Source organism: Sphingomonas sp. R86520 (genome assembly GCF_042466285.1).
Taxonomy (GTDB): domain Bacteria; phylum Pseudomonadota; class Alphaproteobacteria; order Sphingomonadales; family Sphingomonadaceae; genus Sphingomonas.
Map to the genome: position 1 here is coordinate 344,366 of NZ_JAXHBZ010000001.1, position 21,879 is coordinate 366,244.

Genomic DNA, 21,879 nt, shown 5'->3' on the forward strand with positions numbered 1-21,879 from the left:
TCGGGGTCAGTCCATACACGTCTCGACCGGTTCGTTTCGGACCCAATCCCGCTGGACTCGACAGTCGTCCCGTGAGGAACTCCAGTAACGGATCAGGATAGATCCGGAGGAGGAAATAATCATGACCGAGCCGGTTGGATATTACCAAGTAAAGCTGGACGTCAAGCATGGCGGATTTGCAGGCGCGCCGACGCTTCATCTCGATCTTGGGGTGAATGCCCCGACCGGACAAATCTCCGGATCGGCGCAAATCACGCAAGCATTGCCACCACCTTACGGCACGACCGTCATTCCCCATGTCACGGGTGCGATCCTGCACACCGGGTTCGGACACGACACCTTGCTCGTGCACGTCACCGGCCAATATGTCGTTTCGGTGCCACCACCCGGAATCGGATCGTATCTCGCCCACTTCAGCGCCGCGCTGGCTGTGGCGAAGGATTGGAACGGCAAGGGTTCGTTCGAATATAGCGGCCACGTCATCACCGACTGTACGGTGAAGAACGTGTCCGCAGGCTGACGCTATACGTAAGGCGGCTGCGTGTAGCCCTTGGGGCTGAGCGTGAAGATCTCGCAGCCGTCTTCCGTAATGCCGATCGAGTGCTCGAATTGCGCGGACAGCGAGCGATCGCGCGTGACCGCCGTCCAGCCGTCGTCGAGCAGCTTCACGTCGGGGCGACCGATGTTGATCATCGGCTCGATCGTGAAGATCATGCCGGGGCGGAGCTCGGGGCCGGTACCGGGCTTGCCGACATGGACGACCTCGGGGGCGTCGTGGAACAGGCGACCGACGCCGTGGCCGCAGAAATCGCGGACCACGCCGTAGCGGTGCTTCTCGGCATGACGCTGGATCGCGTTGGCGACGTCGCCCATGCGGTTGCCGGGCTTGGCGTGCTCGATGCCGATCATCAGGCATTCATAGGTGACTTCGACGAGGCGCCGCGCCTTGATCGGGACGTCGCCGATCAGGTACATCCGGCTCGTGTCGCCGTGCCAGCCGTCCAGCAAGGGCGTGACGTCGACGTTGACGATATCGCCCGACTTCAAGGTCTTCTCGCTTGGGATGCCGTGGCAGACGACGTGGTTGGTTGAGATGCAGACGCTGTGCGTATAGCCACGATAGCCGAGCGTCGCGGGAACGCCCCCGCCCGCGACGATGAAGTCGTAGATGAGGCGATCGATCTCGGCGGTGGTCACGCCCGGCACCATGTGCGGCACGATCATGTCGAGCGTTTCGGCCGCAAGGCGACCCGCCTTCATCATGCCGGCGAACGCGGCGGGGCCATGCAGCTTGATCGCGCCGGTGCGCGCGTCGGGCTGGTCCGAGGTGACGGTTACATATTCGGTCATGACGCGCGATATAGCGTGGCGGGCGCGCTTTTGCGAGGCTATGCGAGGGGCATGGTAGAGGAACGCATCTGGACGGCCGCGCTGACGATCATCGGCGACGAGATCCTGTCGGGCCGCACGCAGGACAAGAACGTCGCGCAGATCGCTGCCTGGCTCAACGTGCAGGGCATCCGCCTCGCCGAAGTGCGCGTGGTCGCCGACAAGACCGAGGCGATCGTCGAGGCGGTCAACATCTTGCGGACGCGCAACGATTATTTGTTCACGACCGGCGGGATCGGGCCGACTCACGACGACATCACGGTCGATGCGATCGCCGAGGCGCTAGGCGTCGCGGTCGAGCATCATCCGCGGGCGATGGCGGTACTCGAGGCGTATTACGCGACGCGCGGCGGGCTCACCGAGGCACGGGCAAGGATGGCGCGGGTGCCGGTCGGGGCGGACCTTATCGACAACAAGGTGTCGGGCGCACCGGGGATCCGGATCGGCAACATCTTCATCATGGCGGGCGTGCCGCACATTACGGCGGGCATGCTCGACGCGCTGACGGGGACTCTGGAGGGCGGTCGCCCGGTGGTGTCGAAGACGATCGGCTGCTGGGTCGCGGAGAGCGAGGTCGCCGACCTGTTGCGCGATGCGGAGAAGACACACGAAGGTGTCGCGATCGGCAGCTACCCGTTCTTCCGCGACGGCAAGACCGGCGCGAACTTCGTCGTACGAAGCTCGGACGAGGCGCTGGTCGATCGCTGCCTCGCGGACCTGACGCGCGATCTCGAAGCGACCGGCCGGATCGTTACCGCGCAGGGTATATAGGTCGCCGCCGAGGGGAGGCTCACGCCCCCCATTCGGGACCCTCGGGATCGGGATAGAACGCGTTCGGATCGAACGTCGGAGTGCGGGCGCGCGAGGCAGCGGACGGCTCCGATTCGATGGCGTCGGGCAAAGTCGGCGCCCCCCCGCCGAAACGCATGCGGACATACCCCATGCTCCCGGCGAGCGCCTGGAAGACGACCGCATGCTCCTCCTGCTGCATGCGCCGGCCGATGAACGGCGCGCGTTCCGCCGACAGATAGCCCATCTGCACGCCGCGCAGGCTGAACACAGCGACAGCATTCGCGTCGTGCGGGTTCTTCGGTTCGCGCCGCAGTTCGACCGGTTCGCCAGGTACGCACAGCAGCAGTTCCATGCGCCGGTTGCTCTTGCTCTTGTCCGCATTGGGAAAGTCGATGCCGACCACGCTGAGCGTCAATTCGTCCATGCCGCATACTAGGCCTCGATCGCGCCGATCGAAAGCCACGGCTGTCGCACTGGGTATGTCGTATCCGATGCGTCGGAAACGAACGCATAATGTTCGGCATTCACGCGCGAACCGTAAGATCGATCTGGATTTTCCGGATCCGACCTGTTCCAATCCCGGTCCGCACCGCGTCGTCCGACGACGTGTGCAGAACGTTTCGACGCCGAACAGCCCTTGAGTACATCACCTTTCGATCATGGAGTTCCGATGCCGTTAAATCTAATCTCGCGGTTGTTGCTGGGCGCGGCGACGCTGACGCTGTCCACGTCGGCCTTCGCACAGGCCGCCGCACCGACCGGCACGCGCTATGGCAGTTTCGGGATCGATCTCGCCGCTGCCGACAAGTCGGTGAAGCCGGGCGACGATTTCTGGACCTATGCGAACGGCAGCTGGAACAAGCGAACCGAAATCGCCGCGGATCGTACGTCGGCCGGCGGTAGCGTCATCCTGGCCGATCAGGCCGAGCAGCAGGTCCGCACGATCCTCGACGATGCGGCACGCGATCCCGCCGCGGTCGGCCCCGGCGCGCGGCAGTTCGGCGATCTTTATGCCAGCTTCATGGACGAGGCGGCGATCGAGCGCGCCGGTGCCGCACCGCTGAAACCGTATTTCGCAAAGATTGACGCGGCGACCGACAAGCAGAAGCTGCAGGTGCTGTTCTCGACGGTCGGCTACGCCGCTCCGGTCGAGGTCGGCCAGCTGCCGGATCCCGCCGATCCGACTCGGTATGCGGTGGCTGCGGGGCAGGGTTCGCTCGGCATGGGCGGCCGCGACTATTATCTCGAGCAGGGGCCGAAGTACGACACCTTCCGGACCGCCTACCGCGCGTATGTCGAGAAGATCCTGACGCTGTCGGGCGTCCCGGATGCGTCGGCGAAGGCGGACCGGATCGTCGCGCTCGAAACCGCGATGGCGAAGGTCCAATGGTCGCCGGTCCAGTCGCGCGACCTGAAGGCGATGCTCAAGCCGATGGATGCGGCCGGTCGCAAGGCGCTCGCGCCGGAGTTCGACTGGGGCCTGCTGATGTCGACCGCTGGCTACGGCCAGTTCCCGATCGTCTACATGACCAATTCGACTGCGCTGACCGAGCTCGGCAAGCTGTACGCAGCCACGCCCGTCTCGACGTGGCAGGACTGGATGAAGTTCCGCCTCGCCTCGTCGAGCGCGAACGTGCTGCCCAAGGCGTTCGACCAGGCCAGCTTCGACTTCTTCGGCAAGACGCTCGCCGATCAGCCGCAGCAGCGCGCGCGATGGAAGCGCGCCATCGCGGTGGTCAATGGCACGATGGGCGAGGCGGTCGGCGAGGTCTATGTGAAGCGCCATTATCCGCCCGAGAGCGAAGCGAAGATGGGTGAGCTGATCGCCAATCTGCGCGCCGCGTACAAGGAGCGAATCGGCGCGAACGGCTGGATGGATCCCGCGACCAAGACGCAGGCGCTGGCCAAGCTCGCCGCGTTCGATCCGCGGATCGGTCATCCGGTGAAGTATATCGACTATGCCTCGCTGAAGGTCGTGCGCGGCGATCCGCTCGGCAACGCGATCCGTTCGGGCGAGTTCGAGCATCGGCTCGAGCTGTCGCGGCTCGGCAAGCCGGTCGATCGCACGCTCTGGGGCATGACGCCGCAGACGGTGAACGCCTATTATGACCCGCTCAACAACCAGATCACGTTCCCGGCGGCGATCCTGCAGCCGCCGTATTTCGACCCGAAGGCGGATGCCGCGGTCAATTACGGGGCGATCGGCGCGATCATCGGTCACGAGATGGGTCACGGGTTCGACGACCAGGGCAGCCAGTTCAGCGCATCCGGCAAGTTCGAGAACTGGTGGACGCCGGAAGCCCGCACCGCCTTCACGCAGCGCACCGCCGCGTTGTCGAAGCAATATGATGCGTACGAGCCGATCCCCGGCGTGCACGTGAAGGGCGCGCTCACGCTCGGCGAAAATATCGGCGACCTCGGCGGCATCGAGACGGCGTATGCGGCGTACCAGAAATACCAGGCGGTGCATGGCAAGGCGCCGGTGATCGACGGGCTGACCGGCGATCAGCGCTTCTTCCTGTCCTACGCGCAGGCGTGGCAGGCCAAGTTGCGCGAAGGTGCGGCGCGCGCGCGGTTGCTGACCGACCCCCACTCGCCACCGTTCTACCGCGTCAACGGCATCGTCCGTAACGTCGACGCCTGGTACACCGCGTTCGACGTCAAGCCCGGCAATGCGCTGTATCTGCCACCAGCCCAGCGCGTGCATATCTGGTGATCCGGCGCCGTGTCGGCGAAAGCCGACACGAAGGCCGCGGCGGCTCCGCGAGATGCAGTGCGAGGCGAACAGTTCGACGATCAAAACCCGCGAATACAGCGGCGACGCAGGATCGCGAGCGCGCGGGTAGAATGCAGTAAGCTCGCGGTGAAGCTGCCAGTCCATCCGCGCGCATAACGCGGTCCCGCGCTGGTGGAGCCGAAGGGAATCGAACCCTTGACCTCTGCAGTGCGATTGCAGCGCTCTCCCATCTGAGCTACGGCCCCGTGCGGTTGGCCACAGGCCATGATCGACGGTTTAGCGGCACGATTTGGGTGTTGCAACCGGTTGCTGAAGCGGGCTCGGTCGGCTTCCGGCATGTCGTCGCAAGACAGGGGCGGGTCGCCGTCGGGGGACCGCCATCCTAGGAACATTCCGTGCTTTTGGCGTTTGTAGACCTCGGAATGTACGGCGTCGCATCGACGATGCCGGCAACCGCAGGACAGCAATTAGGAGGTTCCTATGGTCTACGAACGCAACACCCGAGATCGCCAGTCGGGCGACTATTACGGTCGGCCGAACTCGCAGGATTATGGTCGCGATTTCCGCGCAGACGGTGGCGGCTATGGCCGTTCCAGCGCGCGTGAATATGAAGCCGCTGGCGAATATGACCGCGACGATAACCGCAGCGGTCGGGGGCAAGGGTATCAGGGCCAGGGATATCAGGGGCGTGACGACCAGGGACGCGGCGATCAATATGGTCGCGAGCAGGGCGGTCGTGACTATTATGGCGGCCACAATGACCGCTCGCAGCCATCGGCCGGCGATCGCTATGGCCAGTCGCGCTACGGCCAGGGATCAGGCCAAGGTTACGGCCAGCAGGGTTACGGGCAGCAGGGCTATGGCCAGCAGCGCTCCGGCCAGGGCTATGGCCAGCAGTCCTACGGCCAGCGCAGCCAGGGTTCGGGCGATACCGAATATCACGGCAGCTATGCATCGGACGGTCGCCGCTTCGAGGACGTAGGTCGCAACCGCGATGCCGATGACGACAACCGCAACTCTTCGCGCGGCGGCAGCCGTAACGAGGGGCGTGACTATGGCCGCCAGCCACAGGGCTATGACTATGACGATCGCGGGTTCATCGCGCGCGCTGGCGACGAAGTTCGCTCCTGGTTCGGTGACGACGAGGCCGAGCGTCGCCGCGAAGCCGATGCACGCTATGACGAGCGGTCCTATGGCAACTCGGACAATCGTGCGTTCGGCAATCGCTCGTCGAACACGCATGACGACCATTATCATGGCTGGCGGAGCTCGCAGATCGCGGCGCTCGATCGTGACTATGACGAGTATCGGAACGAGAACCGCTCGAAGTTCGAGACCGAGTTCTCGTCGTGGCGCAATGAGCGCCAGGGCCAGCGCAGCTCGCTGTCGCAGGTTACCGAGCACATGGAAGTCGTCGGGTCTGACGGCAGCCATGTCGGCACGGTCGACAAGGTGAAGGGCGACCGGATCCTGCTGACTAAGAACGACCGCGATGCGGGCGGCGTGCACCACTCGATCCCGTCGCGCTGGATCAAGACCGTCGACGGCAAGGTCACGCTGTCGAAGTCGGCCGACGAAGCCAAGGCGGCGTGGAAGGAAGAAGAGCGCAACTCGGCGATGTTCGAGTACGGCGATCGCACGGGCGGCGACAAGAAGGATGCCGGCACCAGTGGTTATGCTTCGAGCTCGCAGACGGGCAGCACGGCATCGGGCACCGGCACGACCACCGGCAGCACGACGACCGGCGGCACCACCACTGGGACAACGTCGGACACGCTCGGCAAGTCGGGTTCGACCACGTACTAACTGGTTGAAAGCGTTGGCTGGCGTCGCATGATGTCAGCCGAACAGGGGCCCGGGCGGAAACGTCCGGGCCTTTTTGCAGGTTGCGTTGGGTGTGCGTTTCGCCATACCCGCAACACGAATAATCAAGACAGGAGCAAGTTTATGGCCCGTGCATGGAGCCTGAAGGCACGTCCGCAAGGCATGCCGAAGCATACCGACTTCGCCATGATCGATCTCGACCCATCGACTCTCGGCGCCGGCGAGGTGCGGATCGCCAATCGCTGGCTGTCGGTCGACCCGTACATGCGCGGGCGGATGAACGACGTGAAGAGCTATGTCCCGCCGTTCGCGCTGGGCGAGGCGATGCAGGGCGGCGCGGTCGGCGAAGTGGTCGAGAGCAACGACGACGGCATCAAGGTCGGCGACATGGTGCTGCACATGGCGGGCTGGCGCGACGAGGCGGTGGTGCCGGCGGCACAGGTGCAGAAGCTCCCCGCGCTTGACGTGCCGGCGCAGGCGTTTCTGGGTCAACTCGGCATGCCGGGGATGACGGGGTATTTCGGCTTGCTTCAGGTTGCCGAGGCGAAGGCGGGCGACACGGTGTTCGTGTCGGCGGCGGCGGGTGCGGTCGGATCAACCGTGGTGCAGGTCGCCAAGGCCAAGGGCATGACGGTGATCGGCTCGGCCGGCGGCGCGGAGAAGTGCGCGTGGGTGAAGTCGCTCGGCGCGGATGCGGTGATCGACTACAAGAGCGACGTGCCGGTGGTGAAGGCGCTCGGCGAGGCTGCTCCTAAGGGCATCGACGTGTATTTCGACAATGTCGGCGGCGAGCATCTCGATGCTGCGCTGGCGCATGCGCGGATGCACGCGCGGTTCGCGGTGTGCGGGATGATCGATGTGTACAACAGCGGCGCGGCGACGCAGTTGAAGTACCTCGCGCGGCTGATCGGCAATCGCGTGCAGATTCGCGGGTTCATCGTCAGCGACTACATGAATCGCGCCGAGGAGTTCTACAAGGACATGGGCGGGATGCTGGCGGCGGGGACGCTGAAGCGGCAGGAGACCGTGCACGAGGGACTCGAGACGATGCCGGATGCGTTTCTCGGGCTGTTCTCGGGTGGGAATACGGGGAAGATGCTCGTGAAGGTTTGAGCTAAATTTCTTCCATTCCAGTACTTACCCCCCCGGCGGAGGCCGGGGTCCAATTGGAAAGGTCGCAGTAACGGAGCGTAACGCCCGTCATTGGCGCCCCCCAATTGGGCCCTGGCCTTCGCCGGGGTGGGGGCAAGGTCTGACCGCCTCGCTGAAATGACGATCAGGTCGATCCGCGTGCCTACAGCCACTTCGCCTGTTTGAACTTCACGTACAGCGCGGCGCAGACGACACCGATCACCGCCAGCACGACGAAGTACCCGTATTGCGTCTTCAGCTCCGGCATGTTCTCGAAGTTCATGCCGTAGATGCCCGCAATCGCGGTCGGCACGGCCAGGATCGCGGCCCAGGCGGCTAGCTGGCGGGTGATCGCGCCGGTGCGTTGCTGTTCGAGCAAATTGCTGAATTCGAACACCGAGGTCAGCACTTCGCGCAGCCCCTCGACCATCGTCTGCACCCGGCGGACATGGTCGAGCACGTCGCTGAAATACGGTTTCGCCTCGGGGTCGATGCAGGGGAGGTCGAGGCGGACGATCTTGCCCGCGACCTCGCCCATCGGCCCGAGAATGCGCTGGAAGCGGATCAGTTCGCGGCGCAGTCCGAAAATCCGGACGATCTCGTCGCGGCCCAGGAATGCGTCGATCGTGCGTTGCTCCATCGCCAGCACCTCGTCCTCGATGCTCTCGACGATCGGCAGATAGCCATCGACCACGTAATCGAGGATCGCGTGGAGGACGTAATCGACGCCGTTGATCAACAGCGTCGGCGCGGCTTCGAGTTGTTCGCGCAGCGCCTTGTGCGAGCGCGCCGAGCCGTGGCGGACGCTGATGATGTGGCTGTGGCCGACGAAGATCGCGGTTTCGCCGTACGCGATCTTGTCGCCTTCGAGTTGCGCGGTGCGCGCGACCACGAACAACTGGTCGCCATAGACGTCGATCTTGGGGAGCTGGTCCGCCTTGATCGCGTCCTCCACCGCTAGCGGGTGGAGCTTATACTGGTCCTTGAGCGTCCGCATCTCGGCGTCGGTCGGGTCGCAGATGCCGATCCAGACGAACTCCGAGCGATCCGCGGGGCAGTCGACCTTCTCGTCGATCGAGACCGCGCGGACGCGTTTGCCATGGCGATAGAGATACGCGGCGACGACCGTCATGGAGCCTCGAGGGTTACGCGAACAAGGCTCGCGCCGGTATCAGAAGGCCGGGAGCACCGCACCTCGATAATGCTGCTCGATGAAGGTCTTGGTGGCCGGGCTGCGCAACGCGGCGATCAGTTTCACGACGCGCGGGTCCTTCTCGCCGCCAGGCAGGCCGACAACGAAATTGACGTAGGGGCTGTTCTTGTCCTCGATCGTAAGCGCGTCGCGGACCGGGTTGAGCTTCGCGTCGAGCGCGTAGTTGGTGTTGATCAGCGCGAGATCGACCTCGCCGAGCGTGCGGGGGAGGGTTGCGCCTTCCAGTTCCTTGAAGTTCAGGTTGCGCGGGTTGGTGGCGATGTCGTTGAGGCTCGACAGCGGATTGGTCGGGTTCCTGAGCGTGATCAGCCCGGCCTTCTGGAGCAGCAGCAGCGCGCGGCCGCCGTTGCTCGGCTCGTTCGGGATCGCGACCGTCGCGCCGTTGGGTACCTGCGCGATCGATCTCCACTTTTTCGAATAGGCGCCGAGCGGTTCGACATGGACGCCGGCATAGGTCACCAGATGGGTGCCACGCGAGGCGTTGAACTGGTCGAGATATGGCTTGGTCTCGAAATAGCTGACGTCGATCTGCTTCTGCTCGACCTGGAGGTTGGGCTGGACATAGTCGTTGAAGACGCGGATCTGGAGGTCGACGCCTTCCTTAGCGAGGCGAGGCTTGATCGATTCCAGAATCTCGGCGTGCGGCACTGCGGTCGCGGCGATCGTCAGCGTCTTGCCGTCGTTGGTCTTTGCACCACCGCAGGCGGCGAGCGCGAGCAGCGAGAACGAGGCGAGCAAAATGCGGCGGTTCATGGGCATTCCTAGCGGCGGGTGAAGTGGCGGGCGAGCGCGTCGCCGGCATATTGGATGATCTGGACGAGCACGACCAGCAGCACGACGGTGACGACCATCACGTCTGTCTGGAAACGCTGATAGCCGAACCGGATCGCGAGGTCGCCGAGACCCCCTGCGCCAACCACGCCCGCCATCGCGGTGAACGAGACGAGCGCGACCGCGGTGACGGTGGCGCCGGCGATCAGTCCGGGGAGCGCCTCGGGGATCAGCGCGCCGCTGACGATCTGGCGGGTGGTGGCGCCCATCGCCTGGACCGCCTCGATCGTGGTGCGGTCGACTTCCTTGAGCGATCCCTCGACGAGCCGCGCGTAGAACGGCGCGGCGCCGACGACGAGCGGCGGGATCGCGCCGGCGACGCCGAGCGAGGTGCCGACGAGCATGACGGTCAGCGGGATCATCACGATCAGCAGGATGATGAACGGGACCGAGCGGAGAATGTTGACGATGATGCCGAGCACGGCGTTGGCGACGCGGTTCTGCGACAGGCGGCCCCGGTCGGTGAGGTAGAGCAGCACGCCGAGCGGGAGGCCGAACGCGATTGTGAGGATCAGCGACCCACCGAGCATGATCAGCGTGTCGAGGCACGCCTGGCCAATGTCCGACCAGTCGACGTTGGCGAAGAACCTCATGCCGCCAGCGCCGCCAGCATGCGCTGCGTCGCCGGGTGGGCGGCGTTGGCGAAGATGTCGGCAACGTCGCCGGTCTCGACGATGCGGCCGCGTTCGAGCACGGCGACGCGGTCGCAGACGTAGCGGACGACGTCCATTTCGTGCGTGATCAGGACGATCGTCAGGCCGAGGTCTCGGTTGAGCTCGCGGAGGAGGGTGAGGACCGAGCGGGTGGTTTCGGGATCGAGCGCGCTGGTCGCTTCGTCGCAGAGGAGGATGTCGGGGTCGGTGGCGAGCGCGCGGGCGATGCCGACGCGCTGCTTCTGCCCGCCGGAGAGTTGGGCCGGGTATTTGGTGGCGTGGTCGGCGAGGCCTACGCGGTCGAGCAGCGCCGCGACCTTAGTCTCGCGCTCGGCCTTGGATACGCCGGCAAGCACCAGCGGGAACGCGACGTTTGCCGCGACCGTACGTGACGAGAGCAGCCCGAAGTTCTGGAAGATCATGCCGATCCGCCGGCGTAGCGCGCGCAGGTCCGCCGCGGACAGGGCCGCGACGTCGACGCCATCGACCTCGACCCGGCCCGAACTCGGGCGTTCGAGCGCGTTGATCAGGCGGATCAGCGTCGACTTGCCCGCGCCGGACTGGCCGATGACGCCGAACACGCCGCGGGCCGGTATCTCCAGCGACACCCCGTCCAGCGCCGCCGCCTCGCTTGCCGGGTAGGTTTTGATGACGTCGGTAAGACGGATCATGCGGTGCCCATGACCTGCGCGGCGAACCGCTCCATCTCTTCAGCCTGCGGGCTCATCTGGAGCAGCAGCAGGTCGAGACCGGCCGCCTCGTACTCGGCGACACGCTCCTTCAACTGTTCGGGCGTGCCGACCAGATTGGGGCGCAGGCCACGGTTGGAAACCGAATATTCCTGGATTTTCAGTTCGCGTTCGAGCTGCGTACCCGACAGCCACTGGTCGAAATTGGCGTATCCTGCGGGGAGTTCGGTGACGCTGGTGATGCGGTCGAGCTCGCGCTTGGCCTCCGCCTCGCTGTCGCGGACGATCGCATAGGCGGCCATGCCGTACTGCATCGGCGCGCCGCCAGCTGCCTCGCGTCGCGCCGCCATGTCGGCGATCTTCGGCGCGATCGCGTCGGCGGGGTCGCCGTGCATGACGTACGCGTCGCACTGCGCGGCAATCATCGCCTTGGCCTTTTCGCTCTCCCCGCCGGCGTAGACGGTCGGGCGCTTGGCGGGTTTTGGCGAGCAGATCGCCTGTTCGGTGGTGTAGAACTGGCCCGCGAAGTCGAACCGCTCCTGCGTCCATAGCCCGTCGACGACGGTCAGCCACTCCGCCGTCCGGGCGTAGCGATCGTCATGTTGGTCGAACTGGAGGCCGTATTGCTTGGCCTCGTCCGCCCACCAGGACGACACGACGTTCAGCGCGAGGCGTCCGCCCGAGATCCGGTCTATGTTCGCCGCGGCCTTGGCGAACAGCGCGGGGTGGTGGAAGTTGGGGCGGACCGCGACCATCAGCTCGATGCTGTCGGTCACCGCCGCGAGCGCCGCCGCGGTCGACCACGCATCGAGCGCGGGCTGTTCGATGCCCTTGATATCGTTGAGGTTCAGCTCGGCGATCAGCGTCAGGTCATAGCCCCAGCGCTCGGCATTCTGCGTCAGCGCCTTGGTGTACGCCCAGCTCGCCTCCATCCCCTCGTCGGGGACGTTGCGAAGCCAGCCGCCGAAGACGGGAGTCCAGTAACCATAGCGCATCAGAAGGCCTTCCCAATCTGTTCGATCAGGTAATCGACGAGGCGGTCGTGCGGATCCCAGCCGAGCACATCCAACGGCTTGGCGACGAAGTTCGACAGCGCGTTGATGTCGTAGAACCGCGCGACGCCGTCGCGGTCGTCGATCATCACCTCGACTCCGCCGACATCGAGATCGACCGCACGGGCGATCGCTTCGGCGGCATCCTTCAAGGTCTGCGAAGGCTCGACCGCGGCCATCTTGATGCCCGAGCCGGGAACGACGCAGGCGTCTGCCGGGCAGAGATCGAACGCGCCGCCGCCCGCGACGTCGATCGCGTAGAGGAACTTGCGGTCGAGCGTCTCGATCCGGGTAATCGCGCCGTCGCGGACCGGGACGTATTCCTGCACCAGCAAGACACCGTCGACGCTGCTCGGCAGGCCGCTATCGGCGACGGCGGTGCGAAGCTCTTCGAGGCTGTCGAAGCGGATGATGCCCGCGCCTGACCCACCGATGTTCGCCTTCACGACCAGCGGGAAGCGGAGCGTCTGCGCGGCGGGGACGACGTCGGCGGCGCGGTGGACCACGCGTGTCTCGGGGATCGCCAAGCCAAGCGAGGCGATCAGCGACAGTTGGCGGGCCTTGGACGCGTCGACCGCGAGCACGTCGGTGCCGTTGATCACGCGCGCACCGGTCCGGCGCCAGTGATCGAGCATCGCCATCGTGTCGAAGATCGGATGCTCGCCGCTTCGCAGGAAGCTCGACATCGCGATGCGGTTGAAGACGACGGGGGCGGGGGCGCTCTGATCGGCGGGGTTCCAGAAGCCGTCGGGCGTCGCGCGGGTGAACGCGACGCCGCGGCGGTCGAGCGCGGCGAACAGCGGTTCGAACCAGAGCGGGTGCTCGTAGAGAATGGCGAGATCGGTCATCGCCTGACGGATACGCATTGCGCGCGGGCGTGCAAACCCTAGCAAAAGTTTGGCGCGGGCAATTTCCGTCGCGCGATCTGTCCAAGGGCGGCTGACAGTTGGCGGAGAGCGCGGTAGTCCGGAGGCATGATCTTTCGCACCATGCTGCTCGCGTTCGCCACCCTTGGCGCCCTGTCCGCTTCTGCCCAGGACGCGCCCTCCGTGCCGCCCGTACCGGCCGCGCCGGCGGCCGCCGCCGCGACCGTCTCGATCGTGATGACGACGAGCGAGGGGCCGATCACCTTTGCGCTGGAGAAGGATCGCGCGCCGCTGACGACGGCGAACTTCCTGCGCTATGTCGACCAGAAGCGGCTCGACGGGGTGACCTTCTACCGGGCGATGAAGCTCGGCGCGGAGGCGGGGCTGATCCAGGGTGGGCCGCAGGGAGATCCGAAGCGTCTCCTGAAACCGGTGCCGCATGAGCCGACCACGACCACCGGTCTGTCGCACGTCGACGGCACGATCTCGCTCGCGCGGTTCGCGCCGGGGACCGCGACGGCCGATTTCTTCATTACGGTCGGGCCGGTGTTGTCGCTCGATGCGAACCCCGCGGGGACCGGGGACAAGGCCGGGTTCGCGGCGTTCGGGCATGTTGTGGAGGGGATGGACGTGGTGAAGCGCATCCTCGCCGCGCCGACGTCGCCGACGGCCGGGGTGGGGGTGATGAAGGGACAGATGATCGCCGCGCCGGTTAGGATTTTGACGGTGCGGCGGGTGAAGTAAAGGGAGTTGGTTCGAGCGCGATTACGACTCAAAGCTGTCACCCCGGCGAAGGCCGGGGCCCAGTTGGGGGAGGTCGCCAACTGAGCGATGCGCGTCGTTACTGCAACCTTTCCAACTGGGCCCCGGCCTTCGCCGGGGTGGCGGCTACTGAGGCGGGCTATCGTCGCCCAAAGCTGTTTCCGCGAAGGCGGGGACCCAGACTGGGCTCCCGCCTTCGCGGGAGAACAAGGGGTGGTGCCGCTAGTCGAGCGCGCTTCAGGCCGGCGCCATGACCCGAATGATCCCCGCCGCAACCTTCGCCGTCACCGGGGTCTTCGCTAGAACTTCCCCATCGATCGAGATCGGCAGCGGCGGGATCGTGTTGATCTTCAGGCTCTTGCCTCGAAAATCGCGCACCTTCTCGTGTCGCGACTCGAGCCGGAACACGCTGGAGGCCCAGTTCTGCACCAGCCGCCGCTTCACATGCCCCATCACCGCCTGCACGACGATCTCGCCCGAATCGACTGCCGCGGCGTCGACCAGTTCGGTGCCGCCATGATAGGGTCCGTTCGAGATCCGCACCTCGACGACGCGGATCTTCACCGCGGTCGGGCCCTCGCCGACGATCAGCGTGAACGGGCGGAAGCGCATGTATTGATACGTCGCCCATGCCAGATAGCCGACCTTGCCGAAGACCTTCTTCAACCCGTGCGGCACAGTCTCGGCAATCTTCGGGCTGATGCCCATCGCCGCGCAGTTGGCGAAATAATCGCCGTCGATCATGCCGAGATCGATCCGACGGGGCTTGCCGGTACGGATCACCTCGACCGCGCCCTCGACGGTCAACGGAATGCCGAGCGTGCGCGCGAAACTGTTGGCGGTGCCGAGCGGGAGCACGCCGAGGATGACGTCGTGGCCGACCATCAGGTCGACCAAACCGCTGACCGTACCGTCGCCGCCGCCGAGGATCAGCAGGTCCGGCTTCTTTGCGAGCGCCCGCAGCACCGTCGTCTCCAGGTCCTTCGGATCCTCGACCGCATGCGCGTCGACCTCATAGGGCAGCCCCGACATCGCGGCGCAGGCACGCTTGAACATCTTCTGGCCCTTGCGCGACTTGGCATTGACGACGAGCGCGGCGGACGTGATCGTATCGTTCGGCATGGAGTCTCCAACGCACGGGATGCGGTTTCGCATCCGTAACGCTCTTGCGTAAAGCTTGATCCGGTGGCGTCCATCCCGCAAAGCCGCGCGCATGACCGCAAGCTATCCCGCGCTTCGCCTTCGTCGCACTCGTGCCTCCGCCTGGAGCCGCCGGCTCCATGCGGAAACCGTGCTGACCCCCGCGGACCTGATCTGGCCGTTGTTCGTCACAGAGGGGCCCAGTTCTGGCGGCATCGTCGAGCAACCGATCGCCAGCTTGCCGGGTGTGTCGCGCTGGTCGGTCGACGGCATCGTCGCGCGCGGCCGCGAAGCGCGCGACCTCGGCATTCCGTGCATCGCGCTGTTCCCGTACACGCAACCGGAACGCCGTACGGACGACGGGCGCGAGGCGCTCAACCCCGACAACCTGATGTGCCAGGCGATCCGCGCGCTGAAGGACGCAGTGCCCGAAATCGGCGTGCTGACCGACGTCGCGCTCGATCCTTACACGAGCCATGGCCATGACGGTCTGGTCGACGCGGCCGGTTATGTCGTCAACGACACGACCGCCGAGATGCTGGTCGCGCAGGCGCTGAACCAAGCCAATGCGGGTGCCGACATCATCGCGCCCTCGGACATGATGGACGGCCGGATCGGCATGATCCGCAGCGCGCTCGAGGCGGAGTCGCACCACAACGTCCAGATCATGTCCTACGCAGCCAAGTACGCCAGCGCATTCTACGGCCCGTTCCGCGATGCGGTCGGCTCGCGCGGTCTGCTCAAGGGCGACAAGAAGACCTACCAGATGGACAACGCCAACGCCGAGGAAGCGCTGCGCGAAGTGGCGATGGATCTGGCGGAGGGCGCCGACACGGTGATGGTGAAGCCCGGCCTGCCGTATCTCGACATCATCGTCCGCGTGCGACAGGCGTTCGAAGTCCCCGTGTTCGCGTACCAGGTGTCGGGCGAATACGCGATGATCGAGCATGCCGTCGCGGCTGGCGGGGCGGAGCGCGACGCGATGGTGCTGGAGACGCTGATGTCGTTCAAGCGCGCAGGCTGCTCGGGGGTGCTGACCTACCACGCGGCGCATGCGGCCAAATTGCTCGGCGGATGATCGAGACCGGGCGGTTGATCTTGCGTGGCTGGCGGGAGGACGATGTCGCCGCGCATCATGCGATGTGTGCCGATCCGGCGGTGATGGCGTATCTCGGGCCGGCGCCGTCGCTGGCCGAGTCCGGCGAGACGGTCGCCCGGCAACGCAAGGTCCTGGCCGATTACCGTTCCTGTTTCTGGGTGCTCGAACGGCGCGATACCGGCGCGTTGATCGGCTGGTGCGGGATCAAGCCCGGCCCGGTCGGTACACCGATCGATGCTGAGCCCGAGATCGGCTGGAGTCTCGCCCGGACCGAATGGGGGCAGGGATATGCGCGGGAAGCGGCCGACGCGGCTCTGGCCTGGGGTTGGCATGAGATGAACCTGCCGACGGTTTGGGCGATCACCGTCCCCGCAAACACGGCCAGCCGTGCGCTCATGGACCGACTCGGCATGACCCGCGTGATCGACGGCGATTTCGATCATCCCAAGTTCGCCGACGACGACCCGCGCCGTCGCCACATCCTCTACCGGATCGACCGCCCCGCCCATGTCTGAGACCCGATTGATGGCGCGCTGGTGCCGGACGATGTTCGTCGCCACGATCCTGACCGGATCGTTCCTGCTGTTCCTCGTTCAGCCGATGGTGGCGCGGATGGCGTTGCCGCGGCTTGGCGGTGCGCCGGCGGTGTGGAACTCGGCGATGCTGGTGTACCAGGCGTTGCTGCTCGCGGGCTATGCGTATGCGCATTGGCTCGGGCGGGTGCGGCCGCGCGCGCAGGCGGCGATCCACCTCGGCGTGCTGATCGTTGCGGCGCTCTGGCTGCCGATCGGGTTGATCGCGATGGACCTGCCCGCCGATGCGTTGCCGGCCTTGTGGGTGCCGTGGCTGCTTGGGTTGTCGATCGGACCGTTGTTCTTTGCCGTCTCCGCGCAGGCACCGCTGATCCAGCGCTGGTTCAGTGCGGCGAGCGGCGGCGGCGATCCCTATGCGCTGTACGCCGCGTCCAATCTCGGCAGTTTCGCGGGGCTGATCGCGTACCCGTTGCTGGTCGAGCCGTTGATGGCGGTACACGGCCAGAGCTGGCTCTGGAGTGGCGGCTATCTACTGCTCGTGCTGCTGGTGCTGGCCTGCGCGACGCGCCTGCCGAGGACGGCGGCGGTCGATCACGTCGCGGCGACCAGCGCACCGCCGGGGGCCAGGCGGATCGCGCACTGGATTGCGCTCGCGCTGGTGCCGTCCGGCCTGATGCTGGCGACCTCCACCTATATCACGACCGATATCGTCGCGATGCCGTTGCTGTGGGTGCTTCCGCTCGGGCTGTACCTGCTGAGTTTCAGCGTGGCGTTCGCGAACGATCGCTGGCTCGCCGACCTGCTGACGCGGATCGCGCCGATCACGATCCTGCTGTTCGGCGGGATCATCATGGGCGGCGTCAACGAGCGGCCGTTCTTCAGCGCCGGCATCGCGCTGGTGCTGCTGTTCATGATCTCGGTCGCGCTGCATACCACGCTCTACCGAAAGCGACCGGCGCCCGACCGGCTGACCGGCTTCTATCTTGCAATGTCGGCCGGCGGCGCGCTCGGCGGCGTGTTCGCTGCGCTGGTGGCGCCGGTGGTGTTCGACTGGACCTATGAATATCCGCTGCTCATCCTCGCCGCGGGCGCGCTGGTGCCGCAAATCTATCTGTTCGGCCAGTTCCGGAATATCTGGATGGCGAAGGGGCGCACCAAGTGGATCGCACTCGCGGCGATCATAGTGACGCTCGTGGTCGTCGCTGGATTGCGGATCACCGACCCGACCGGCGTGTTCGGCGAGAGCCGGCAGGGCCTCGACTTCCTCGTCATCGTGGCGCTGGGGTTTGCTGCGATCGGTGCGCGATTGCCGTACATGATCGTGCTGGCGGGCGCGCTGGTGCTGTTCGGCGGGTATCGGTCGCTCGAACTCTCGATCGATCCGGGTGCCCGGGTGCGCAGCTATTTCGGCGTCTATACCGTGCGTGACCAGCCGGGACCTTATGGCGGCACGCGTGAGCTCGATCATGGCACCACGGTCCACGGTATCCAGCTTCGCGGTTCGGTCGAGCGCGAGCGGACGCCGACCACTTATTACGCGGCCGGCTCGGGGGTCGGTCAAGCAATGCTGGCTGCGCCGAAACTTTACGGCCCGGCCGCGCGGATCGGCGTCGTCGGGCTCGGGACGGGGACGCTGTCCTGCTACGCAAGGGCCGGTCAGCGCTGGCGGTTCTACGAGATCGACCCGGCGGTCGTCCGCATCGCGCGCGACACCGGCCAGTTCACCTATCTGTCGCGCTGCCTGCCGAACCCGGAGATCCGGATGGGTGATGCACGGATCGCGCTGGCGCACGATGCGTCGAACAGCCTCGACCTGCTCGCACTCGATGCGTTCTCATCGGATTCTGTGCCGATGCACCTGATGACGCGCGAAGCGTTCGCGACCTATGGCCGGGTGCTGTCGCATGACGGTCTGTTGCTGGTGCATATCTCGAACCGGTTCATCGACCTCGAACCGGTGATCGCGGCGGCGGCGCACGAAGGCGGCTGGATCGCGGTCGAGATGAAGTACCGGCCGTCGAGCCTGCTCGTCGACCGCGCCTCGGCATCGGACTGGGTAGCGCTGTCGCGCAATCCGCGCGCGATCGCGGCCTTGCGTGCGACCGATCTCGATTGGACGCCGCTGACGGTGCGCAAGGGGTTTACCGGCTGGACCGACGACTATTCGACGATCCTGCCATTGTTAAAGGGGTTCTAGCGGCTCAGGCGGCGGGCAGGGTCGCCTGGATCTGCTGGATCGCCGCGCTCTCGCGGTCGGCTTCCGCCTGCGCCGTGTCGCGCGCCGCCGCGAGCGCCGGGTAGTCCGGCTGCAGTCCGGCCGCGCGGTCGGTCGCGCGCTGCTCGATGTCGGTCACCAGCGCGGAGGATTGCGCGCGCCAGTCGTCCAGTCCCGCCAGCGCCGTCTGGGCCGCGATCCACGCTTCGCTGCCGACCGCCGCGCCGCGCGCCGCCTTCGCCGAAGCCCTCGCCTTTGCCGCATCGCGGTCGAAACCGCTGACGATCGCCGCGAGCTTGCCCGACAGGGTGGCGATATCCGCGTCGAGCGCCGGATCGGGAGCTGCCACCGCTGCCTTCACCTCGGGCTCGGCAAACCCGATCTTCTCGCCCGGGCGTATGCCGAGCGACGGATAGCCGACCGTATCCCGGCTACACGCGCCGGTCGCGAGGACGATGGCCAGGACCGGCGCGAGCGACGCGAAGCGGAGCGAGGAGGCGAGTTTCATACGTGCCGCTCTATGCCGCGAAGGGCGCGCGCACAACTTTATCGCGCAACGCCCTTGCGCGGCCGAAAATGCCTGCTATCAGCGCCCCTCCAGTGCACCCATAGCTCAGCTGGATAGAGCATCAGACTACGAATCTGAGGGTCGGGCGTTCGAATCGCTCTGGGTGCACCAGGATTTTCCGCTTCACGGCGGGCTTGTCGAACCGGACACGGAACGGCGATGCACCCATAGCTCAGCTGGATAGAGCATCAGACTACGAATCTGAGGGTCGGGCGTTCGAATCGCTCTGGGTGCACCATTTTTCTTATCATCGGGCGTTCAGCCACGCAGCGATGCGATCGAGTGCCTGCGACGTCGCATCGACGCGTCCACCCATTTGCAGGAATGCGTGGATCATCCCGTCGAACCGCGCGTGATCAACCGGGACGCCGGCCTCGCGGAGGTTTCGGCCATAGGCTTCGCCTTCGTCACGCAGCGGATCGTTGTCGCAGGTCACGAGCAACGTCGGGGGCAGGGCGGCGAGGTCCTGCGCCAGGATCGGCGAGGCGCGCGGATCGCTGCGCGCTTCGGGGGAGGCAAGGTACAGGTCGATCTGTCGCTCCAGTGCGGCGGCATCGATAATGTTGCCGTCCTCGCTCTTGCGCGACGGATAGTCGGCATCGCGGCGCAGGTCAGTGTTCGGGTAGAGCAGGATCTGGCCCCGTAGCGCCGGTCCGCCTTCCGCGGCCGTCCGGGCTGCAAGCGCGGTCGCCAGGGTGCCGCCGATGCTGTCGCCCGATACCACGATCCGCGACGTGTCGAGGTCGAGCGCGTGCGCCTGCTCGACGAGACCGGTCAGCGCGGTCCAGCTATCGTCGAGTTGGGCGGGGAAGCGGTGTTTGGGCGCGAGGCGATAGGCGGGGGCGGCAACCAGCCAGCCGGTCCGGTTGGCCAGCGCGCGCAACGCGGGGTCATGCCCGTCGATCGATCCCGCGACAGCGCCGCCGCCGTGGATATGGAGAAGCAGCGGCAGCGGGCCTGGCTTCGGTCGATAGAGGCGCACGACAAGCGCGCCACCTTCGTACGGCAGCAGTATGTGGGTGATTGCCTCGACCGGTTCGGGGTCGCCCGAGAAGGTCTTCAATAACAGCGTCTGGTAGCGAAAATCTGCTAGCCACCGGGCATCGTCGGCGGTCGGGGCCGCGTCGGGTGCGAGCGTCGTGATCGTGTCGAGTATCGCTCTGGCCTGTGGGTCCACCGCCGCATCTCCTTCGATGGTCGGACGTTCGACGCCGGCATCGGGTTCCGGAATATGGGCGCTGCGACTTTGGACATGGCCGCGCGTTCGGGCCACAAGGGATTCGAAGGAGATAGAGATGAAGCGGACGGGCAAGAGCTTGCTTGGTGGCGCAGTGCTGGCGGCGGTGTCGGGGATCGGGCTGTCGCTGTATTCGAGCCGGGTCGCGCGGCGGGCGGAGGAACTGGTACCGGCGGAAGGCCGGTTCCTCGACGTCGCCGGCGCACGGCTGCACTATATCGACGTCGGCAGTGGTCCGGCGATCGTGATGGTGCACGGGCTCGGCGGGCAGTTGCGCAATTTCAGCTACGGGCTGGTCGACCTGCTGAAGGACGAGTTCCGCGTGATCGTCGTCGATCGCCCTGGATCCGGGTATTCCACTGCGACCGGCGCGATGCCGAGCATCGTGGCGCAGGGTGCGATCATCGCGGACTTCATCCAGAAGCTCGGGCTCGATCGACCGTTGCTGGTCGGGCATTCGCTGGGCGGCGCGATCAGCCTCGCGGTCGGGCTCGACCATCCGCATCTGGTCCGCGCGCTGGCCTTGATCGCGCCGCTGACCCAGCCGCTGGAAAAGGTGCCGGAGAGTTTCCGTGGGCTGGCGCGCATCCCCGCGGGGGCGCGTCTGGCGTTCGCGCAGGTGCTTGGGACGCCGCTCAGCCGGCTGACCTCGGCCAGGACGCTCGAAGGCATTTTCGCGCCCGAGGCGGTGCCCGAGGATTTCGTGACGAGGGGCGGTGGCGCGCTGTCGGTGCGGCCGATCGCGATTGCGGCGGCGGCGGCGGATCTTGCCGGTGCGAACGATGACGTCACGGCGATGGCGGAGCGGTATGCGGGAATCGACGTGCCGACGCGGATCCTGTTCGGACGGCAGGACGCGATTCTCGATCCAGCGTGGAACGGCCACCGGACGGCAGCGGTGATCCCGGGGGCGAAGATCGATACGATCGAGGGCGGTCACATGGTGCCGATCACCGCGCCTGACGCCTGTGCGCGGTTCGTGCGGGCGGCGTTTGCGGCTGGGTGAGAGCGTACCCTGGTAGATTGTCCACCCCGGCGAAGGCCGGGGCCCAATTGGAAAGGTCGACGTAACTGAGGGCCGCGCTTCGTTAGCGACGTTCCCCAATTGGGCCCCGGCCTCCGCCGGGGTGGTGGACGCATCGCCGGCC

21 protein-coding genes and 3 tRNA genes are annotated in these 21,879 nt (G+C 66.1%); 12 read left to right on the forward strand and 12 right to left on the reverse strand.

Annotated features, from left to right (window positions below):
* The first annotated feature begins 121 nt into the window (after positions 1–121).
* Positions 122–520, forward strand: a complete 399-nt coding sequence (locus SJY41_RS01760) for a DUF1842 domain-containing protein (RefSeq protein ID WP_056062662.1) — start codon at positions 122–124, stop codon at positions 518–520.
* Between the two features lie 2 nt (positions 521–522).
* On the opposite strand, the gene map is transcribed toward SJY41_RS01760, so the two are convergent.
* Complete coding sequence (map, locus tag SJY41_RS01765; protein ID WP_380778538.1) at positions 523–1,350, reverse strand: type I methionyl aminopeptidase; 828 nt, start codon at positions 1,348–1,350, stop codon at positions 523–525.
* Positions 1,351–1,401: 51 nt separating this feature from the next.
* On the opposite strand from map, the gene SJY41_RS01770 reads away from it, so the two are divergent.
* On the forward strand, positions 1,402–2,160 hold the full coding sequence (locus tag SJY41_RS01770) for a competence/damage-inducible protein A (protein WP_380778540.1): 759 nt from the start codon (positions 1,402–1,404) through the stop codon (positions 2,158–2,160).
* Positions 2,161–2,179: 19 nt separating this feature from the next.
* Here SJY41_RS01770 and SJY41_RS01775 read toward each other — a convergent pair whose 3' ends face one another.
* On the reverse strand, positions 2,180–2,605 hold the full coding sequence (locus tag SJY41_RS01775; protein WP_380778541.1) for an HIRAN domain-containing protein: 426 nt from the start codon (positions 2,603–2,605) through the stop codon (positions 2,180–2,182).
* A gap of 246 nt (positions 2,606–2,851) precedes the next feature.
* Here SJY41_RS01775 and SJY41_RS01780 point away from each other — a divergent pair, with 246 nt between their 5' ends.
* Positions 2,852–4,897, forward strand: a complete 2,046-nt coding sequence (locus SJY41_RS01780; RefSeq protein ID WP_380778543.1) for a M13 family metallopeptidase — start codon at positions 2,852–2,854, stop codon at positions 4,895–4,897.
* A 190-nt stretch (positions 4,898–5,087) separates the two neighbouring features.
* Here the strand turns inward: SJY41_RS01780 and SJY41_RS01785 are convergent.
* Positions 5,088–5,163: transfer RNA gene (locus SJY41_RS01785), tRNA-Ala, on the reverse strand.
* A 235-nt stretch (positions 5,164–5,398) separates the two neighbouring features.
* Between SJY41_RS01785 and SJY41_RS01790 the strand changes: the two genes are divergently transcribed.
* Positions 5,399–6,724, forward strand: coding sequence for a DUF2171 domain-containing protein (locus SJY41_RS01790; protein ID WP_380778545.1), 1,326 nt, complete (start codon positions 5,399–5,401; stop codon positions 6,722–6,724).
* A 141-nt stretch (positions 6,725–6,865) separates the two neighbouring features.
* On the forward strand, positions 6,866–7,855 hold the full coding sequence (locus SJY41_RS01795) for an NADP-dependent oxidoreductase (RefSeq protein WP_380778546.1): 990 nt from the start codon (positions 6,866–6,868) through the stop codon (positions 7,853–7,855).
* A 181-nt stretch (positions 7,856–8,036) separates the two neighbouring features.
* On the opposite strand, the gene SJY41_RS01800 is transcribed toward SJY41_RS01795, so the two are convergent.
* The 6 genes from SJY41_RS01800 to SJY41_RS01825 are packed head-to-tail and all read right to left on the reverse strand — an operon-like array spanning position 8,037 to position 13,177.
* Positions 8,037–9,005, reverse strand: coding sequence for a magnesium and cobalt transport protein CorA (locus tag SJY41_RS01800; RefSeq protein WP_380778548.1), 969 nt, complete (start codon positions 9,003–9,005; stop codon positions 8,037–8,039).
* A 39-nt stretch (positions 9,006–9,044) separates the two neighbouring features.
* Positions 9,045–9,839, reverse strand: coding sequence for a MetQ/NlpA family ABC transporter substrate-binding protein (locus SJY41_RS01805; protein ID WP_380778550.1), 795 nt, complete (start codon positions 9,837–9,839; stop codon positions 9,045–9,047).
* Positions 9,840–9,847: 8 nt separating this feature from the next.
* Positions 9,848–10,510: a methionine ABC transporter permease gene (locus tag SJY41_RS01810; RefSeq protein ID WP_380778551.1), complete on the reverse strand. Its 663-nt coding sequence runs from the start codon at positions 10,508–10,510 to the stop codon at positions 9,848–9,850.
* Entirely contained in the window at positions 10,507–11,241 is a 735-nt protein-coding gene (locus SJY41_RS01815) for a methionine ABC transporter ATP-binding protein (protein ID WP_380778553.1), read from the reverse strand. Before SJY41_RS01815 ends, SJY41_RS01810 begins: the two co-directional genes overlap by 4 nt.
* Positions 11,238–12,254 carry an LLM class flavin-dependent oxidoreductase gene (locus SJY41_RS01820; RefSeq protein ID WP_380778555.1) on the reverse strand — a complete coding sequence of 339 codons (1,017 nt, stop codon included), beginning with the start codon at positions 12,252–12,254 and terminating at the stop codon, positions 11,238–11,240. Before SJY41_RS01820 ends, SJY41_RS01815 begins: the two co-directional genes overlap by 4 nt.
* Entirely contained in the window at positions 12,254–13,177 is a 924-nt protein-coding gene (locus SJY41_RS01825) for a RimK family alpha-L-glutamate ligase (RefSeq protein WP_380778557.1), read from the reverse strand. The genes SJY41_RS01820 and SJY41_RS01825 overlap by 1 nt, the downstream gene beginning before the upstream one ends.
* Before the next feature lie 108 nt (positions 13,178–13,285).
* On the opposite strand from SJY41_RS01825, the gene SJY41_RS01830 reads away from it, so the two are divergent.
* Positions 13,286–13,921 carry a peptidylprolyl isomerase gene (locus SJY41_RS01830; RefSeq protein ID WP_380778559.1) on the forward strand — a complete coding sequence of 212 codons (636 nt, stop codon included), beginning with the start codon at positions 13,286–13,288 and terminating at the stop codon, positions 13,919–13,921.
* A 255-nt stretch (positions 13,922–14,176) separates the two neighbouring features.
* On the opposite strand, the gene SJY41_RS01835 is transcribed toward SJY41_RS01830, so the two are convergent.
* Positions 14,177–15,061, reverse strand: a complete 885-nt coding sequence (locus SJY41_RS01835; RefSeq protein WP_380778561.1) for a diacylglycerol/lipid kinase family protein — start codon at positions 15,059–15,061, stop codon at positions 14,177–14,179.
* 91 nt (positions 15,062–15,152) lie between these two features.
* Here SJY41_RS01835 and hemB point away from each other — a divergent pair, with 91 nt between their 5' ends.
* From hemB to SJY41_RS01850, 3 genes are read left to right on the forward strand one after another with little or no spacing between them, the layout of a single operon-like run.
* Complete coding sequence (gene hemB, locus SJY41_RS01840) at positions 15,153–16,157, forward strand: porphobilinogen synthase (RefSeq protein ID WP_380778562.1); 1,005 nt, start codon at positions 15,153–15,155, stop codon at positions 16,155–16,157.
* Positions 16,154–16,693: a GNAT family N-acetyltransferase gene (locus tag SJY41_RS01845; protein WP_380778564.1), complete on the forward strand. Its 540-nt coding sequence runs from the start codon at positions 16,154–16,156 to the stop codon at positions 16,691–16,693. Before hemB ends, SJY41_RS01845 begins: the two co-directional genes overlap by 4 nt.
* The gene (locus SJY41_RS01850; protein WP_380778566.1) at positions 16,686–18,908 is read left to right on the forward strand and encodes a spermidine synthase; all 2,223 of its coding nucleotides are present in this window, start codon (positions 16,686–16,688) and stop codon (positions 18,906–18,908) included. Before SJY41_RS01845 ends, SJY41_RS01850 begins: the two co-directional genes overlap by 8 nt.
* A gap of 4 nt (positions 18,909–18,912) precedes the next feature.
* On the opposite strand, the gene SJY41_RS01855 is transcribed toward SJY41_RS01850, so the two are convergent.
* On the reverse strand, positions 18,913–19,434 hold the full coding sequence (locus SJY41_RS01855; RefSeq protein ID WP_380778568.1) for a hypothetical protein: 522 nt from the start codon (positions 19,432–19,434) through the stop codon (positions 18,913–18,915).
* A 94-nt stretch (positions 19,435–19,528) separates the two neighbouring features.
* Between SJY41_RS01855 and SJY41_RS01860 the strand changes: the two genes are divergently transcribed.
* Together SJY41_RS01860 and SJY41_RS01865 are read left to right on the forward strand one after the other, a co-directional pair.
* Positions 19,529–19,605: transfer RNA gene (locus SJY41_RS01860), tRNA-Arg, on the forward strand.
* Positions 19,606–19,655: 50 nt separating this feature from the next.
* A tRNA-Arg gene (locus tag SJY41_RS01865) sits at positions 19,656–19,732 on the forward strand.
* A gap of 9 nt (positions 19,733–19,741) precedes the next feature.
* On the opposite strand, the gene SJY41_RS01870 is transcribed toward SJY41_RS01865, so the two are convergent.
* On the reverse strand, positions 19,742–20,671 hold the full coding sequence (locus tag SJY41_RS01870; RefSeq protein ID WP_380778569.1) for an alpha/beta hydrolase: 930 nt from the start codon (positions 20,669–20,671) through the stop codon (positions 19,742–19,744).
* Between the two features lie 118 nt (positions 20,672–20,789).
* On the opposite strand from SJY41_RS01870, the gene SJY41_RS01875 reads away from it, so the two are divergent.
* Positions 20,790–21,737: an alpha/beta fold hydrolase gene (locus SJY41_RS01875; RefSeq protein WP_380778571.1), complete on the forward strand. Its 948-nt coding sequence runs from the start codon at positions 20,790–20,792 to the stop codon at positions 21,735–21,737.
* Positions 21,738–21,879 lie beyond the last annotated feature (142 nt).